This window comes from Polynucleobacter sp. IMCC30063, assembly GCF_021395235.1.
In the GTDB taxonomy this organism is placed as follows: Bacteria; Pseudomonadota; Gammaproteobacteria; order Burkholderiales; family Burkholderiaceae; genus Polynucleobacter.
This window is the reverse complement of the sequence record NZ_JAJVCQ010000001.1, coordinates 477,686-494,567: the sequence shown is the minus strand read 5'-3', so window position 1 is coordinate 494,567 and position 16,882 is coordinate 477,686. Positions and strand designations below refer to the sequence as shown.

General features: G+C 46.7%; 13 protein-coding genes, 1 tRNA gene and 3 pseudogenes. 7 read left to right on the top strand and 10 right to left on the bottom strand.

The window, feature by feature from the left end; translation table 11 throughout:
* Window positions 1–8 precede the first annotated feature (8 nt).
* Window positions 9–968: a carbohydrate kinase family protein gene (locus LZG75_RS02630; RefSeq protein ID WP_233923112.1), complete on the top strand. Its 960-nt coding sequence runs from the start codon at window positions 9–11 to the stop codon at window positions 966–968.
* A 220-nt stretch (window positions 969–1,188) separates the two neighbouring features.
* Here the strand turns inward: LZG75_RS02630 and LZG75_RS12305 are convergent.
* The 5 genes and pseudogenes from LZG75_RS12305 to LZG75_RS02605 form a co-directional block, all read right to left on the bottom strand.
* A pseudogene (locus LZG75_RS12305) lies at window positions 1,189–1,269 on the bottom strand (histone); the annotation flags it as partial.
* A 480-nt stretch (window positions 1,270–1,749) separates the two neighbouring features.
* On the bottom strand, window positions 1,750–2,943 hold the full coding sequence (locus LZG75_RS02620) for a ribonucleotide-diphosphate reductase subunit beta (protein ID WP_233923113.1): 1,194 nt from the start codon (window positions 2,941–2,943) through the stop codon (window positions 1,750–1,752).
* Between the two features lie 41 nt (window positions 2,944–2,984).
* Entirely contained in the window at window positions 2,985–5,960 is a 2,976-nt protein-coding gene (locus LZG75_RS02615; protein ID WP_255698727.1) for a ribonucleoside-diphosphate reductase subunit alpha, read from the bottom strand.
* A 267-nt stretch (window positions 5,961–6,227) separates the two neighbouring features.
* Window positions 6,228–7,013 (bottom strand): 1,6-anhydro-N-acetylmuramyl-L-alanine amidase AmpD, encoded by a 786-nt coding sequence (gene ampD, locus LZG75_RS02610; protein WP_233934925.1) that lies wholly within the window; start codon window positions 7,011–7,013, stop codon window positions 6,228–6,230.
* A 4-nt stretch (window positions 7,014–7,017) separates the two neighbouring features.
* Window positions 7,018–7,866, bottom strand: coding sequence for an inner membrane protein YpjD (locus tag LZG75_RS02605; protein ID WP_233923115.1), 849 nt, complete (start codon window positions 7,864–7,866; stop codon window positions 7,018–7,020).
* 20 nt (window positions 7,867–7,886) lie between these two features.
* On the opposite strand from LZG75_RS02605, the gene ffh reads away from it, so the two are divergent.
* Entirely contained in the window at window positions 7,887–9,269 is a 1,383-nt protein-coding gene (gene ffh, locus LZG75_RS02600; protein ID WP_233923116.1) for a signal recognition particle protein, read from the top strand.
* On the opposite strand, the gene LZG75_RS02595 is transcribed toward ffh, so the two are convergent.
* Window positions 9,246–10,988, bottom strand: coding sequence for a proline--tRNA ligase (locus LZG75_RS02595; RefSeq protein ID WP_233923117.1), 1,743 nt, complete (start codon window positions 10,986–10,988; stop codon window positions 9,246–9,248). The genes ffh and LZG75_RS02595 overlap by 24 nt on opposite strands.
* 48 nt (window positions 10,989–11,036) lie before the next feature.
* Here LZG75_RS02595 and LZG75_RS02590 point away from each other — a divergent pair.
* A pseudogene (locus tag LZG75_RS02590) lies at window positions 11,037–11,552 on the top strand (RNA pyrophosphohydrolase); the annotation flags it as partial.
* 43 nt (window positions 11,553–11,595) lie between these two features.
* Window positions 11,596–12,192 (top strand): CNP1-like family protein, encoded by a 597-nt coding sequence (locus tag LZG75_RS02585; protein WP_233934923.1) that lies wholly within the window; start codon window positions 11,596–11,598, stop codon window positions 12,190–12,192.
* An 8-nt stretch (window positions 12,193–12,200) separates the two neighbouring features.
* Here LZG75_RS02585 and proB read toward each other — a convergent pair.
* From proB to rplU, 4 genes and pseudogenes are all read right to left on the bottom strand, one after another.
* Window positions 12,201–12,977: pseudogene (gene proB / locus LZG75_RS02580) on the bottom strand (glutamate 5-kinase); the annotation flags it as partial.
* Between the two features lie 53 nt (window positions 12,978–13,030).
* Window positions 13,031–14,116, bottom strand: a complete 1,086-nt coding sequence (obgE, locus tag LZG75_RS02575; protein ID WP_233923120.1) for a GTPase ObgE — start codon at window positions 14,114–14,116, stop codon at window positions 13,031–13,033.
* A gap of 123 nt (window positions 14,117–14,239) precedes the next feature.
* Window positions 14,240–14,503 carry a 50S ribosomal protein L27 gene (gene rpmA / locus LZG75_RS02570; protein ID WP_233923121.1) on the bottom strand — a complete coding sequence of 88 codons (264 nt, stop codon included), beginning with the start codon at window positions 14,501–14,503 and terminating at the stop codon, window positions 14,240–14,242.
* 33 nt (window positions 14,504–14,536) lie between these two features.
* Window positions 14,537–14,848, bottom strand: a complete 312-nt coding sequence (gene rplU / locus LZG75_RS02565; RefSeq protein ID WP_233923122.1) for a 50S ribosomal protein L21 — start codon at window positions 14,846–14,848, stop codon at window positions 14,537–14,539.
* 85 nt (window positions 14,849–14,933) lie between these two features.
* On the opposite strand from rplU, the gene LZG75_RS02560 reads away from it, so the two are divergent.
* From LZG75_RS02560 to LZG75_RS02550, 3 genes are all read left to right on the top strand, one after another.
* Window positions 14,934–15,938 carry a polyprenyl synthetase family protein gene (locus LZG75_RS02560; RefSeq protein WP_233923123.1) on the top strand — a complete coding sequence of 335 codons (1,005 nt, stop codon included), beginning with the start codon at window positions 14,934–14,936 and terminating at the stop codon, window positions 15,936–15,938.
* Window positions 15,939–15,967: 29 nt separating this feature from the next.
* Window positions 15,968–16,044: transfer RNA gene (locus tag LZG75_RS02555), tRNA-Pro, on the top strand.
* A 29-nt stretch (window positions 16,045–16,073) separates the two neighbouring features.
* On the top strand, window positions 16,074–16,841 hold the full coding sequence (locus LZG75_RS02550; protein ID WP_233934922.1) for a fumarylacetoacetate hydrolase family protein: 768 nt from the start codon (window positions 16,074–16,076) through the stop codon (window positions 16,839–16,841).
* Window positions 16,842–16,882 lie beyond the last annotated feature (41 nt).

Sequence of the window (16,882 nt, the reverse complement as noted above, 5' to 3'; positions counted from 1 at the left end):
AGTACAACATGGCTAGTTTGATTTGCGGCTCAGTGGCCTATGACACCATCATGAACTTTGAAGGTCGCTTTCAGGAACAAATTCTCCCAGAGCAAATTCATATTTTGAATGTCGCTTTTTTAGTGCCGAAGATGCGGCGCGAATTTGGGGGTTGTGCGGGCAATATTGCCTATAACTTAAAACTGTTAAATGGTGAACCGATCATCATGGCTGCCGTAGGTAGTGATGCTAAGCCTTACCTCGAACGCTTCAGTCGACTACAAATTGATACCACCCATATTCGCCAAATCCCAGAGTCGTTTACTGCCCAAGCGATGATCACCACCGATCTTGCCAACAACCAAATTACTGCCTTTCATCCTGGGGCAATGAATGCTTCGCATCTCAATTCGGTGGCGCAAGTCTTAGATGAATGTCGGCGCACAAAAAAATCTTTGCCCACTTTAGGCATTGTTGCTCCTGATGGACGTCAAGGTATGTGGGAGCATTGCCATCAATTAGCGGAGGCGCACATACCTTTTATTTTTGATCCTGGCCAAGGTTTGCCCATGTTTAATGGGAAAGAGTTACTAGAGCTCACAGCCCTAGCCAGTTATTTAGCGGTGAATGACTATGAAGCCGAGATGCTGGCGCAACGCACGGGGATGTCTTTAAAGCAACTAGCCGAACGGGTACAAGCATTAATTGTGACTAAAGGCGCTGCTGGTGCCACCATTTTTACTGCCAGCCAGCAATTAGAAATCCCAGTGGTCAAGGCCACAGAGCTAATCGATCCAACAGGTTGTGGTGATGCTTTTCGAGCCGGCTTGCTATATGGTCTAAATCAAGGCATGGATTGGGAAACGACTGGTAAATTGGCCAGCCTGATGGGTTCAATCAAAATTGCCCATCAAGGCCCACAAAACCATCAACCAAGGGCTCCTGAAATTGCCGACTTATTTGCTAAGGCCTTTGGCTATCGTTATTAATTCCAAGCGATTAACCCAATAAAAAGGGGTCCCGAAGGACCCCATCCAAGTAACTATACGTCCATGAGCGTCAGAAAACTTGAAACTTAAGGACGGCTACCGGTTGGGAAGGGCCATGCTGCTGCAGGATTCAACGCAGTTTGCGTTGAGGCTGGGGCTGCTTTAGCCGCGGGCTTTTTTACTGCTGAGCCCGCTTTCTTCTTGGCGGCAGGTTTTTTAGTTACTTTTTTTTTGCAGCTTTCTTCTTAGCTGCTTTTTTAGCAGGCTTTTTCTTTGCAGCTTTTTTGGCGGCAGGACGCTTTTTGGCGGCTGGACGCTTCTTAGCAGCTGGACGCTTCTTAGCAGCTGGACGCTTCTTAGCAGCTACTTTTTTCTTAGCAGCTGGGCGCTTCTTAGCAGCTACTTTTTTCTTTGCAGCAGGTTTTTTCTTGGCCATGGCCATAGTATTACTCCTTCAATGAAGTTTAAAACGAACTTCCGATTAAGAAGACCCGACCATTTAGCTTTGCTTTACCTTGCGGCATTGCAGAACAAACAAGCGAGCCATTCATCGGCATGCGGCCTAATACACAATGCTGCACGCTAATGAATCTGGGAAAAAAAGCCGTAATCCTTGCAGATAACGGCTTTTTAAATAGGTTGGAGAAAAGGGGAAGAGCCTTCCACGCACCCTGTTGAAAGGGTTTTCGGAATTCTTTTAGGCTCAAATATTGGCTACTAAAACTATTCAACCGACTAATCTCCTATTCATCTGCTGAGTACGCTCACTGCAATTCAATACTTACTCCCAATTCAGCGCACCACCAGTTTGATACTCAATAACGCGGGTCTCAAAAAAGTTACGTTCTTTTTTCAGATCAATCATTTCTGACATCCATGGAAATGGATTCTCTTCATTTGGGAACATAGAGTCAAGTCCTATTTGCATACAACGACGATTACAGATGTATCGGAGGTAGCCTTTGAACATCGGCGCGTTCAATCCAAGCACTCCTCTTGGCATCGTATCTTCGGCATATCGGTACTCTAATTCAACTGCTTTTTCAAAGATCGTTTTGATCTCATCTTTGAACGCGGAAGTCCATAACTGTGGGTTCTCCAGCTTTATTTGATTAATTAAATCAATCCCAAAATTGCAATGCATTGACTCGTCGCGCAAGATGTATTGATACTGCTCAGCAGCCCCCGTCATTTTGTTTTGACGACCCATTGCAAGTATTTGCGTAAAACCAACATAAAAGAATAAACCTTCCATTACGCAGGCAAAAACGATCAAGGAACGGAGTAATATTTGGTCGTTTTCTAATGTCCCAGTCTTAAATGCAGGGTCAGTTAGGACGTGAATATAGGGAATTAAGAACTCATCTTTGTCACGAATAGAAGCAATTTCGTTGTAAGCATTAAAGATTTCACCCTGATCTAAGCCTAATGATTCCACAATATATTGGTAGGCATGCGTATGAATTGCCTCTTCAAATGCCTGGCGCAAGAGGTATTGACGGCATTCTGGCGCGGTAATCTGGCGATAAGTGCCCAACACAATATTGTTAGCCGCTAATGAGTCGGCGGTAGTAAAAAAGCCCAAATTACGCATAATAATTCTGCGTTCATCGTCGGTTAAGCCATTGGGATCTTTCCAAAGCGCTATATCGCGATTCATATTGATCTCTTGTGGCATCCAGTGGTTGGCGCAACCGGCTAAATATTTTTCCCAAGCCCATTTATATTTAAAGGGGACTAACTGATTGACATCGGTAGTGCCATTAATTACCCGTTTATCGGCAACATTAACCCGCCGCGCTACGGCATCGTCCTTTGCCGGAATATTGACGCTATGCGTCTGCGGCGCAACCTTGGCGACCTCATCAGCTTGGTGTTGCAAAGGCTCACTCCGTTTTACATCCACTGCTATTGGCTGAGGGGCCAAACCTGCTTTAGCTAGTGCTGGCGCTACATCCTCTTCCCAATTCAACATATTCTTCTCCTTAATCCATTCTTACTTGTTGTAAGCAGTGCTTACTGACAAGCTTCACATTCATCAAAACCTGCGTCACCCGGACGCATTGTGCAAGCCGGGCCATCTGTAACAATGCCAGCGGCACTCGCTGCTGCATCCGTACCCGCTACGCCGCCGCCACTCGAAACAGAATTGAGTTGGCCACTAGCGACCGTCGATTTTTCCACGTGCGTTGCAGCCATAGTGCGCAAGTAATAGGTGGTTTTCAGGCCGCGTAACCAAGCTAACTTATAGGTGTCATCGAGTTTCTTGCCCGAAGCACCACCCATATAGATATTGAGCGATTGCGCTTGATCAATCCATTTTTGCCGACGTGATGCAGCTTCAACTAACCAGCTGGGCTCGACTTCAAAAGCGGTGGCGTATAAATCGCGTAAATCTTGGGGAACGCGATCAATTTTCGAGAGCGTGCCATCAAAATATTTCAAATCGGCAATCATGACCTCATCCCACAAACCACGATCTTTTAAATCGCGCACTAAGTACTCATTTACAACGGTAAATTCGCCTGATAAATTCGACTTCACAAACAAATTTTGGAAAGTAGGCTCAATGCAAGCCGAAACTCCAATAATGTTAGAAATGGTTGCGGTTGGGGCAATTGCCACACAATTTGAGTTGCGCATGCCATGTTGCTTAATTTTGCTCCGCAAACCATCCCAGTTCAGCGTCGAGGACATGTTTACCTCAACATACCCACCACGCTCTTCAGCCAATAGGCGCACTGAGTCTTGCGGCAGAATGCCACGATCCCATAAAGAACCCGTATAGGTACTATAGGTGCCCCGTTCTTCAGCTAATTCACTCGATGCTTGGTAAGCGTAGTAACACACCGCCTCCATCGAGCTATCGGCAAATTGCACGGCCTGCTCGCTGGCATACGGAATTCGCTGCATGTGTAAGCAGTCTTGAAAACCCATAATGCCCAAACCGACTGGACGGTGCTTTAAATTGGAATTGCGCGCCTTAGCTACAGCATAGTAGTTAATGTCGATGACGTTATCCAACATGCGCATCGCCGTACGGATTGTTTTTTGTAGCTTAGCATGATCTAAAACCAGTTTGCCATTGGCATCGCTGATCATGTGGGCCGTTAAGTTGACTGAACCTAAGTTACAAACTGCAATTTCAGTCTCATTCGTATTCAGGGTTATCTCCGTACATAAATTCGACGAATGCACTACGCCAACATGCTGCTGGGGGCTACGAATATTACAGGGATCTTTAAATGTAATCCAGGGATGCCCGGTTTCAAACAACATACCCAACATCTTGCGCCAGAGTTGTTGCGCAGGAATTTTACGACTTGGCTTGAGCTCGCCACGTTCGGCTTTTTGCTCATACGCAACATAAGCTGTCTCAAAGGCTTTGCCAAACTTATCATGTAAATCAGGGGTATTCGAGGGTGAGAATAAAGTCCAATCGCCATTCTCCATCACCCGTTTCATAAATAAATCTGGAATCCAATTCGAGGTATTCATGTCGTGCGTACGGCGGCGATCATCGCCCGTATTTTTGCGTAGCTCTAAAAACTCTTCGATATCTAAATGCCAAGTTTCTAAATAGGCACACACAGCCCCCTTACGCTTACCACCCTGATTGACTGCGACAGCAGTATCATTCACCACTTTCAAAAACGGTACAACGCCTTGTGACTTACCATTGGTGCCTTTAATGTGGCTTCCTAGGGCGCGTACATTAGTCCAGTCATTGCCTAAACCACCAGCAAATTTAGAGAGCAAGGCATTTTCTTTGAGCGCCTCGTAAATGCCATCTAAGTCATCATCTACCGTAGTGAGATAACAGCTTGATAGTTGGGGGCGGGTCGTTGCCGAATTAAATAAAGTCGGGGTACTCGACATAAAATCAAAGGTTGACAGAATTTCATAAAATTCAATTGCGCGCCGTTCGCGATCTAGTTCATTGAGAGCCAAGCCCATCGCAACACGCATAAAAAACGCTTGCGGCATTTCTATGCGGTGGTCTTCAATATGCAAGAAATAGCGGTCATACAGTGTTTGCAAACCCAAATAGTTAAATTGCAAATCGCGATCTGCATTTAGCGCTGCCGATAATCGGGTTAAGTCATACTCCAGCAAACGGGGATCCAGTAATTCGGCATCAATTCCTTGGCGAATATATTTAGGGAAATAATTTGGGTACTCCGCTTGCATATCCCCCTGTAATACTTCACGTCCCAAAATTTCTTTGCGGATCACGTGCATTAGTATGCGTGCCGTCACGGGGCTATAGGCAGGATCTTTTTCAATTAAGGTGCGCGCCGCCAAAATTGCAGAGTCATATACTTGCGTTAAAGGTACGCCATCGTATAAATTTTTAATCGTTTCGGTAATGATTGGGCTAGCGTCAAGATGATTACCCAAACCCTCGCACGCGGCCTCAATAATCGTGCGTAAAGCACCCATATCTAGCGGTCGCGAAACGCCCTCGTCCATAACTTGCAGAATTGGGGGTGCTGATTCTGCTTGACCTTTTGCCTCTGTCGTTAAAACCTGCTGCGAGGCGCGTTCTTGATTGCGCTTTTCACGGTAAAGCACGTAGGATCGCGCCACATTATGCTCACCACCCCGCATCAATGCTAGCTCGACCTGATCTTGTATATCTTCAATATGAAAAGTTCCGCCATTGGGGCGACTGCGCAACAAGGCACGCACAACAACGCTCGTTAATTGCTCAACTTGCTCGCGAACCCGTGCCGAGGCTGCGCCCTGCCCACCATTAACTGCCAAAAATGCTTTTGTCACAGCGATGGCAATTTTAGATGGCTCAAATGCGACCACAGAACCGTTGCGCCGAATAATTTTGTAATCGGATAATTGGGTCGTCTGACCCGCCCCAACCCCACCCGCCATAAAGCCTGCTGAGGGGGTTTGGCTGATTGGGGCCCCAGGATTCAGGCCTGTCGTTTGGGTGTTAGAAGCCAAACCAGCCGCTTGTGGGTTTGCGTAAGACATAGAACTCCTAGACTCTAATAGGGTAAAAAGGGTTAAATTCAATCAATACAGGGCTTCGGCAGCTATCTGCTGTGCATCGCTTAAAATACTAGATCTAGTGTTTTAAGCACTTATTGACACTAAGTATAGGGAATTATTTCATCTTTGATAAGCTTTTTCTCACAATTTTTTGTCAGGGTTTTCCTTAGGTCTATCGATTTTTATAGTGCTGATCCCCCATGTAGTTATGTAAGCTAGTGCTCACATATAAACAAACAATGGAGTTAATTAGGCTCGAAACTCTAGACCAAAGGGCAGCTGTTCTTGCAGCAAATGATTTTCGCGTTGTAGTCGCTGCCAATCAAAATGCCTGCCGGGGTCCACTTTTCGCTTTGGTGCTACGTCGCTATGGCCGGCAAAGCTTAAATGAGTGTAGGCGTTGCCAAGTACTTTAATCAGTTGTGCTAAAGCAACATATTGCGCATCTGTAAAGGCGGTTTCGCCGTCACCTTCTAACTCCACGCCAATAGCAAAATCGTTGCATTGCTTGCGCCCCAAAAAATCGGATTCTCCCGCATGCCATGCGCGTTGCTGTACCGAAACAAATTGGCTAATCAATCCATTGCGCTCGATCAAAAAATGACTTGAGACTTTTTGTGCAGCAATTTCGGCAAAATAGGGATGCGCAGTAGGGTCGAGCTTATTTTGAAAAAAATCACCAATGTAATTTTGTCCAAATTGCCCTGGCGGCAAGCTAATATGGTGAATTAAAACTAATTCAGGTTGTATTCCAGTAGGTCGGGCGTCGAAGTTCGGTGAAGGGCGCCAGCGTGCCAGTCCATACCATCCCGCTGGGTCCATCTCATTGCAATGCGCACTACAACAATAGAAACGCTGCTCCCGCTCTAGACAATCTTGGGCAGGCAGATGCACCCCACAATAGGCACAGGGAACAATTGGTAGTGGCTCGGTAATACGGGGTGGGGCTGGAACAGGGGCAGCAGCGAGTTTAGGCCTCTTCAACCAGAAATAAAACAAGGCCGCCACGGCGCCGAGAAGAACCCATTTCAGCATGGGGTTAAAGCCGATGCAAAATAACTTCGAGCACAAAGCGGCTACCTACATATGCCAACAGGAGCGCCGCAAAGCCCCACAAGACCCAACGTAATGCCGAGCGACCCCTAAGGCCGACCCGCAAACGCGCCACAATTAACCCGCCGAATAGTAACCACGAGGCAAAAGCAAAAATCGTTTTATGATCGAATACCACTGGCTTACCAAATAAGGTTTCAGAAAAAAAGATGCCAGAGAAAATCGTCAAACTTAATAATGCAAAGCCAAAATAAATTAAATTAAACAGTAAATTTTCCATGGTTAATAATGGTGGCAAACCTTCTAACCAATGCGCTAAGCGACTATCAGGCGCATAAGCCAAGGTGCGCCGTATTGCACGATCTTGCACCTCCATTAACACTGCCATCATCGCCGCCAAGGTCAGTAGACCGACGGCAATCGTCGCCACTATAAAATGGGCTTTAAACCAGGGATCAGCTACCGCGCGGGGCGAGATCAAGGTTCCAGGAAATAAAATGGGCAAAAATGCACACAGCATCGCAAATATCAACACCATTAAGCGCAAGCTAGCGATTGGCAAATACCAACTTTGTAACCAATAAAATAAGAGCCCGACCCATGCCATTAATGAGAGGTCTTGGGCAAAACCAAAAATAAATCCTGCGGGCGTAAAGACAGAATCGTGCAAATAGATCCCCTGAATCATCAGACTTAATAAAATCAAGGTTTGGACAAGCAAGGTAAATGTCCATGTTTCAGGACGAGAGCGCGGCCGCCAGCTTAAAACCACCAATAAACCAAGATAAAGTAAGGATGGCAGCCATGCGCTACTTGGGTAATCTAAAATCGACATAACTAAAGTCTAATCGATAAATGCTCAACAACCTCACCGATCGCCTTTCTCGCGTTGTTAAAACGATGCGGGGCCAAGCTCGCCTGACAGAAAGTAATACCGCCGAGATGCTGCGGGAAATCCGCTTAGCCCTGCTAGAGGCAGATGTCGCGCTGCCGGTGGTAAAAACCTTGCTTGAACAAATTAAAGTGCAGGCCTTGGGTGAAGCCGTCATAGGTAGTCTAAGTCCTGGTCAGGCGCTAGTAGGTGTTGTACAACGTGAATTGACCCAAGCGATGCAGGGCAATTTAAATGACAGTGGCGAGCTGAATTTGGCCACCCAACCCCCTGCAGTGATTTTGCTGGCGGGCCTGCAGGGCGCAGGTAAAACTACTTCGGTCGGTAAGTTAGCGAAATGGCTGCATGAGAAAAAGAAAAAAAAGGTGCTGACTGTTTCTTGCGACATTTATCGTCCTGCTGCCATTCAACAACTGCAAACAGTTAGCGCTCAAGTTGGCGTTGAATTTTTCCCCAGCTCGGTTGATCAACGCCCTGAAGTCATTGCTTTAGCTGCCCTCGATTGGGCCAAACGGCATTACTTTGACGTCCTCATTGTTGACACTGCTGGGCGCTTAGGCATTGATGCTGAGTTGATGGCAGAAATTCGTAACTTACATACTCAACTTAAACCGATTGAAACCCTTTTTGTTGTCGATGCCATGCTGGGTCAAGATGCTGTAAACACTGCCAAAGCCTTTCATGAGGCCCTGCCACTCACAGGCGTCATTTTGACTAAGCTTGACGGTGATGCTCGCGGAGGTGCGGCGCTCTCGGTGCGAGGCGTGACTGGCGTACCGCTCAAATTTATTGGTGTTGCTGAAAAAATGGATGGTCTTGAGCCATTTGATGCGGCACGCATGGCAAATCGCATTCTAGGCATGGGCGATATTCTGGCCTTAGTTGAACAAGCCCAAGAGCATGTTGATATTGCTAAAGCAGAAAAGTTAGCTAGCAAAATTCAAAAGGGGGGATTTGATTTAAATGACTTTCGCGCGCAAATTAGCCAAATGCAACAGATGGGCGGTATGGCCAATATGATGGATAAACTCCCAAGTCATTTAACCCAAGCTACCAATAAAGCAAATCTAGGGCAAGCCGATGCGCAGATAAAACGCATGCAAGGCATGATCGATAGCATGACCGCCAAAGAACGCAATAAGCCCGAATTACTCAAAGCCAGTAGAAAAAGGCGTATTGCTACTGGCGCTGGGGTGCAAGTGCAAGAGGTCAACCGCCTCTTAGCCCAATTTGAACAAATGCAAACCATGATGAAGCAATTTAAAGGCGGCAAAATGGCCCGCATGATGGGATCAATGGCAGCCCGGGGAGCCGCTAAAGGCTTAGGTGGTTTGTTTAAGAAATAAGTCGCGTACAGCAATAATGTGTTCTTTAATCTTCGCTAGCGGAATCATTTGTGCTTCACTTTCCGTACGCCCCTGAAATTCAACTTTTGCCTCTTTAAGGCCACGCTCTCCAACGACGACTCGAAATGGCACGCCAATTAATTCCCAATCGGCAAACATCGCACCTGGTCGTTCACCGCGATCATCCAAAATGACATCAATCCCTGCAGCAAGTAAATCGGCATACAAAGTATCGGCTGCTACGCGCACCACTTCTGATCGATCGTAATTCATCGGGCAAATTACCACTTCAAACGGAGCCATCGAGAGTGGCCAAATAATCCCGCGCTCATCATGACCCTGTTCTATTGCCGCGGCCAATAAACGCGTGACACCGATACCGTAACATCCCATCACCATCGGTTGTGCCTGACCTTGAGCATCAAGATAAAGGCACTTCATTGCTTCAGAATAGCGTGTTCCTAACATAAATACGTGACCTACTTCAATGCCACGACAAATATCAACCATCCCTTTACCGTCGGGTGAGGGATCACCCACTACCGCATTACGTAAATCGAAGACGCTCGCGTGAGGTAGGTCGCGCCCCCAATTGACGCCTTTAAAATGGTACCCAGCATCATTTGCACCACAGACAAAATCAGTCATATTGGCAACAGTACGATCAACCACAATCGTGACTGGTAGTTTTAAGCCAAGGGGACCAATATAGCCAGGTGGTGAGCCACAGGCAGCAAGTACTTCGGCCTCGGTAGCAAAACGGAATGCTTCTAAGCCCGACACCTTACTAGCCTTCACTTCATTGAGCTCATGATCGCCACGCAGCAGCAGCATAAATAAATTGGGCGGACCTTCTGCCTGATCTGCAGCTAGCAATAAAGATTTCACCGTTTGCGGTAGTGGCAAGCCTAAAAACTGCGCTACCTTATCGCACTGAGTTTGCTCTGGCGTCGCCACTTTCTCTAAGGCTACACTTGGCACTCCGCCCTGCGGAATTAACGCTAGCGACTCAGCTGCCTCTAAATTTGCGGCGTAAGCAGAATCGGGACAATAAACAATAGCGTCTTCCCCAGTATCAGCAATTACATGAAACTCTTGGCTACCCGAACCGCCAATTGCGCCATTATCGGCCGTTACTGCGCGAAACTGTAAACCCATGCGCTTGAAGATACGAGTGTAGGCGTCAAACATCAATTGATAAGACTGCTTTAATCCAGCGGTATCGCGATCAAACGAGTAAGCATCTTTCATGGTGAACTCGCGTCCCCGCATAATGCCAAAGCGCGGGCGGCGTTCATCGCGAAATTTCGTTTGAATTTGATAGAAGTTAATTGGTAGTTGTTTGTAACTTTTAATTTCTGCGCGCGCTAAATCGGTAATGACCTCTTCAGAAGTGGGTTGAATAACAAAATCGCGTTGATGGCGATCTTGAATGCGCAAGAGCTCTGGGCCCATTTTTTCCCAGCGCCCAGTTTCTTGCCATAATTCGGCAGGCTGCACCACAGGCATCAGTAATTCAATTGCGCCAGCCCGATTCATTTCCTCACGAATAATATTTTCGACTTTACGAATGATCCTTAATCCGCATGGCAAATAAGAATAAATACCAGCGCTTAGCTTGCGTATTAAGCCGGCCCGCACCATTAGTTGATGAGAAACCACTTCGGCGTCGGCGGGCGCCTCTTTCAGGGTAACGAGAAATGACTGAGATGCTTTCATGTGTGGATATAATCAAATCATTGATTTTAAAGGATTCGGGGCACCATCATGCTCGACCGTGAAGGGTATAGACCCAATGTCGGCATTGTCCTCCTTAACGGCCATAACGACGTTTTCTGGGGAAAACGCGTTGGGCAGCATTCGTGGCAGTTCCCGCAGGGCGGGATTCAATATGGCGAGAGTCCTGAGCAAGCCATGTTCCGCGAATTGCACGAAGAGGTTGGCTTGCTGCCAGAACACGTCCAAATTATTGGGCGCACAAGGGATTGGCTTCGCTACGAAGTGCCCGAGGCATTTTTGCGTCGCCAAAATGCCGCTCGACCGCATCGCACCGCCTACCGTGGTCAAAAACAAATCTGGTTTTTACTGCGCTTAACTGGCTTGGACAGCGATATTCATCTGCGAGCTTCAGACCACCCTGAATTTGATGCTTGGCGTTGGCACCCCTACTGGATTGAATTAGCTACGGTAATTGATTTCAAACGAGAAGTGTATCAACTCGCACTATCTGAGCTAGCGCGCTTTATTACGAGTGGGATGCGCATGCAAGATGCCAGTTGGGGTGCCCCCCTTGAAGCTCATTCACCCCCCAAGAAAGCAGCCGATCTTGACTCAACCAAATAAATTGCCCCTAGGGCCACCGCTAGAGCGGCAACCGACAGGCTTGAGCTGGCCGCTTACCTTGCTTGTTGTCTGCCTGCTAAGTGCCTGTGCCGGCACCACACCGGATGCCTACGAAGATCCCTTTGCTCCCAAGATCTTTAAAGAAGATACCGTTGTGCCCCTACCTACTAAGCCGCCCAATACGGCGAATCTAATCCCTTTTCATGTATCTCAACACTCAGTTTTTAAATTTGCTATTGATCCTGATTCAATTCGTATCGACCCTGATGGCGTAACCCGCTATGTGCTGGTCATTACGAGTCCAAGCGGTAGTCAACAAATTAATTTTGAAGGTATTCGCTGTGAAACTTTTCAGTTTGCTTTGTACGCCACTCTCAATACCAACTCAATTTGGCAAGCGAATCAACGTAAAACCTGGACCGATATTAAAAATAATGAGGCGAATCGATACCACGGCGCACTAGCGCAAGGCGCGTTTTGCAACAATAAATCACAAGTAAAAAATAAAGGTTTAATCCTCGATTCCTTACAGCCGAATAAATTTACTGGTAAGCCCAATGCTGACGCACATCGTTTTTAACCTGCGGCGGCCTTGATGAGGGTACCAATTGGCAAACCCGCGACGATCTGATTGAGTACTTGCGGTTCATGCCCAGAAGCAATCACAGTAGATGCACCCGTTTGTGCAGCCGTTTTGGCGGCTAAAATTTTGGTGAGCATGCCGCCCTTGCTAATGGCGCTACCAACTCCGCCAGCCATTTTCTCAAGCGAGGGATCTCCGGCGCTAGCCTCTGTTACTAACGTTGCCGCCTGATCTTGGCGAGGATCGGCTGTAAATAAGCCACCCTGATCAGTGAGAATAATTAATAGATCAGCATGAATGAGATTAACTACCAAGGCAGCAAGATGATCGTTATCGCCAAATTTAATTTCATCGGTTACTACCGTGTCATTTTCATTAATGACAGGTACTACTCCTAGGCCTAATAGAGTATCTAACGTTGCTTTCGCATTAGCTCGACGCTCGGGGTGATCAAGATCGGCATTAGTTAGTAAAACTTGTGCACTCTGCAAATTAAAATGGGCAAAACAACTTTCATACATTTGCACCAAACCCATTTGCCCAACAGCCGCAGCAGCTTGAAGCTGATGAATTGCAGTTGGGCGCTCATGCCAAGTTAGGCGTTGCATGCCCTCAGCAATTGCCCCAGAACTTACCATTAATAGTTGATGACCAGCCTGTAAAAGCACCGCAACTTGCTCAGCCCAGCGTTCAATTGCTGCTCGATCTAAACCATCACCATTATTAGTGACTAGGCTAGAGCCCACTTTTACTACGATGCGTTTCATTGGCTGCGTTGTCATGACAAGGTTCTCAACTCAATTTTAATCTACCTGAATGCTGCGCAGGCTTGACTTTAGGGCTTATCTAAATCGATACTGCCTTGATAACGGGGATCGACAGCCTGTTCTTCTAATTTATCACGCTCTCGCCGTTTTGAATCGAGATAATCTTGCAAGGCATAGCATAGGCGATCGCAACCCTCGCCTGTTAAAGCTGAAATTTCAAAAACTGGGCCTGACCACTTAAAGCGTTTAATAAAATCAGCGATGGTTTTTTTTCGCTCTGCCTCAGGAATCATGTCGACTTTATTTAAAACTAGCCACCGTGGCTTTTCATACAAGGCTTCGTCGTATTTACGCAATTCGTTCACAATAGCTTTAGCATCAGCAACGTTATCAACCGCTTCATCGAAAGGGGCAATATCGATTAAGTGCAATAAAACTCCAGTACGTTGTAGATGTCGCAAAAACCGGTGCCCTAACCCAGCACCTTCGGCAGCACCCTCAATTAATCCGGGAATATCGGCAATCACAAAACTACGCTCTTGCCCAACCCGCACTACCCCTAAATTGGGGTGTAAGGTTGTAAATGGATAGTCGGCTATTTTGGGTCGTGCATTGGATACGGCGGTTATCAGGGTTGATTTACCAGCATTAGGCATACCCAACAAACCGACATCAGCCAAGACCTTTAATTCCAGCTTTAATTTTTTACGATCACCTTCTTTGCCGTTGGTTTTTTGACGGGGAGCACGATTAGTACTACTTTTAAAATGTATATTTCCCCAACCGCCTACTCCGCCTTCTGCTAAACAAAGACGCTCACCATGGGTCGTTAAATCAGCAATGGGCTCACCAGATTCAAAATCACTAATGATGGTGCCAACGGGCATTCTAAGTTCAATATCTTCGCCCGCACGACCGTAGCAATCTGCGCCACGCCCAGGCTCACCATTTTTAGCTAAATGGGTTTTAGCATAACGGTAATCGATGAGGGTATTAATATTGCGATCAGCAATCGCATACACACTGCCCCCTCGCCCACCATCTCCACCATCGGGGCCACCAAACTCAATGAATTTTTCACGCCGCATTGAGGCGCTACCTGCGCCACCGCTGCCAGCGATTACTTCAATTCGGGCTTCATCAATAAATTTCATAAATAAAAAAGGCCTCGCTAGCCGCGAGGCCTGCTTCTGAGGTTGGTGAATTTAGTTCAATTCGATTTAAGCAAGCCATCGAATTGCCGTAAAACTGGTCTCAGCCAGGCGCCTAATAAAAATTTAGGCGGTAGGTGGTAAAACCGATACTTGCGCTTTGTTCAACGCACCCTTGACGCTAAATTGCACTTGTCCGTTAATCAATGCAAATAAGGTGTGATCTTTACCAATACCTACATTGACGCCAGGATGTACCTTGGTGCCTCGTTGGCGAATAATGATGCTACCCGCATTAATATGCTCGCCACCGAACACTTTTACGCCTAGGCGTTTCGATTCTGAATCGCGACCGTTTCGTGTGGAACCGCCGCCTTTTTTCTGTGCCATTGTTCTTTCTCCTGCTTTACAACTTAAGCCTTATTAGGCTTTGATTGTGTTAATCAGAATTTCAGTGAAATTCTGACGATGACCTTGGTGCTTTTGATAATGCTTGCGCCGACGCATCTTGAAGATTGTCACTTTGTCATGACGTCCTTGGGAGATGACCGTGGCCATCACAGCGGCACCATTAACCAGTGGATCACCCAATTTGAGTGAAGCACCTTCGCCTACGGCGAGAACTTGGTCAAGGGTAATTTCGCTGCCGATATCCGCTGGTATCTGTTCTATTTTCAATTTTTCACCTGCAGCAACTTTATACTGTTTGCCACCGGTTTTTATGACCGCGTACATGGTAGAGACCTCAATTTAAGACAACTTTTAATCACTTTTGCGGCTAATCCACCAAGGATTAGCTAAGCCCATTATTATATCCTGCATGATAAGCAGTGTCAAAAACATCGATCTAGCCCCCATATTGGCCCCCATAGCCCCTGATTTAAAGGCTTTGGATGAGGTGATTAAGCGTCGTCTTGCTTCCGAAGTGGCCTTAATTGATCAAATTTCCAGCTATATTATCCAAGCCGGCGGTAAGCGCATTCGGCCTACCTTGCTCTTACTTACCGCAAAAGCCTTAGCGCATGGTCAAGATACCCCCCATACCCTTGAGATCGCCGCCGTAGTGGAGTTTATTCATACCGCCACCCTATTGCACGATGATGTTGTCGATGAATCAACCCTGCGCCGCGGTCGCGAAACTGCCAATGCTGCTTTTGGTAATGCCGCTAGCGTGCTGGTGGGGGATTTTTTGTATTCACGCGCTTTCCAAATGATGGTGACACCAAATGATTTACGCATCATGCAAATCCTCTCGGACGCTACTAATACGATTGCCGAAGGCGAGGTGTTACAGCTACTGAATATGAATGACCCCGAGGTCAGCGAGTCAAGCTATTTGCAAGTCATTCGCTATAAAACCGCAAAACTATTTGAGGCTTCGGCAGAGTTGGGTGCTTTATTAGCCCGTTCTTCAGAAATTGATCGAGAGTTAGCCGCCGCTTTTGGTCGGCATATTGGCACTGCCTTTCAACTCATGGATGACATGCTTGATTACACTGCCAATGCAGCACAAATGGGCAAAAATGCTGGCGATGATTTACGTGAAGGCAAACCGACCTTGCCACTGATTTTTTTGTTAGAGAACGGTAGTCAAGACGAGCGTTTACTAGTGCGTGAAGCAATCACCCAAAACACTGATCTACCTGACGATGTTTTTAGTCAAATATTAAAAGCGGTGCAAGATTCAGGTGCACTGGAATATACCCACCAAGCGGCTGAGCGCGAAGCGAATTTAGCCTTGGCAACAATTCGTAATTTTCCTGACAATGAAGCAACTGCGGCCTTACGAGCCTTGTGTGCCTATTCACTAAATCGGCAAACCTAAGCTGCCGCGCTAAAATACCTTCAGCAACACGGAATGTAGCGCAGCCTGGTAGCGCACCTCGTTCGGGACGAGGGGGTCGGAGGTTCGAATCCTCTCATTCCGACCACTTAATTCTTATGAGAATAAATTGATAATATGGCTCAATGGCTTCGTTTTAATCATCACGGCAAGGTCTACTTTGGCCAATTAAATCAAGCCCAAATTTCGGTGTATGAAGGCAATCTTTTTGATCGCCCTCAGGCCACAGGCGAATCTTTTGCGCTTGCAGAAGTTGAGCTTGATATACCTTGTGTGCCCTCAAAAATGGTGGCTTTAGTTGATAATTTTTATGCTTTGGTTGAAAAATTAGCCCATGCTGTGCCAGCTGAGCCGCTCTATTTTCTCAAAGGCAATAACTCATTTCTTGCTGCCGGCAAAACTATTTGCCTACCAAAATCTTATAGCGGTAAAGTAGTTTATGAAGGTGAACTTGGAATTGTGATTGGTAAAAAATCACAAGACTTAACTGAAACTGAAGCCTTAGAAGCTATTTTTGGCTATACCTGCATCAATGATGTAACCGCAATTGAAATTTTACAAAAAGACCTTGGCTTTGCCCAGTGGACGCGCGCCAAAAGCTTCGATACCTTTGGGGTGTTTGGGCCTTACATCACGACTGATATAGATCCGCTGAGCTTGCGTATTCAAACCATTTTAAATGATCAAGAACGGCAAAACTATCCCGTGGCAGATATGATTTTCCCGCCAGCAAAACTCGTTAGCTTGCTATCCCAACAGATGACGCTTGAAGCAGGCGATGTCATTGCCTGCGGTACTTCAATCGGGGTAGGCAGTATGAAACCAAACAGCACAGTTAGCATTGTGATTGAGGGCCTTGGCACCCTCACCAACCAGTTTGCCTAGTTGTGACTGAAGCTGCCTTGCTATCGAAGCAGCGTCACTAG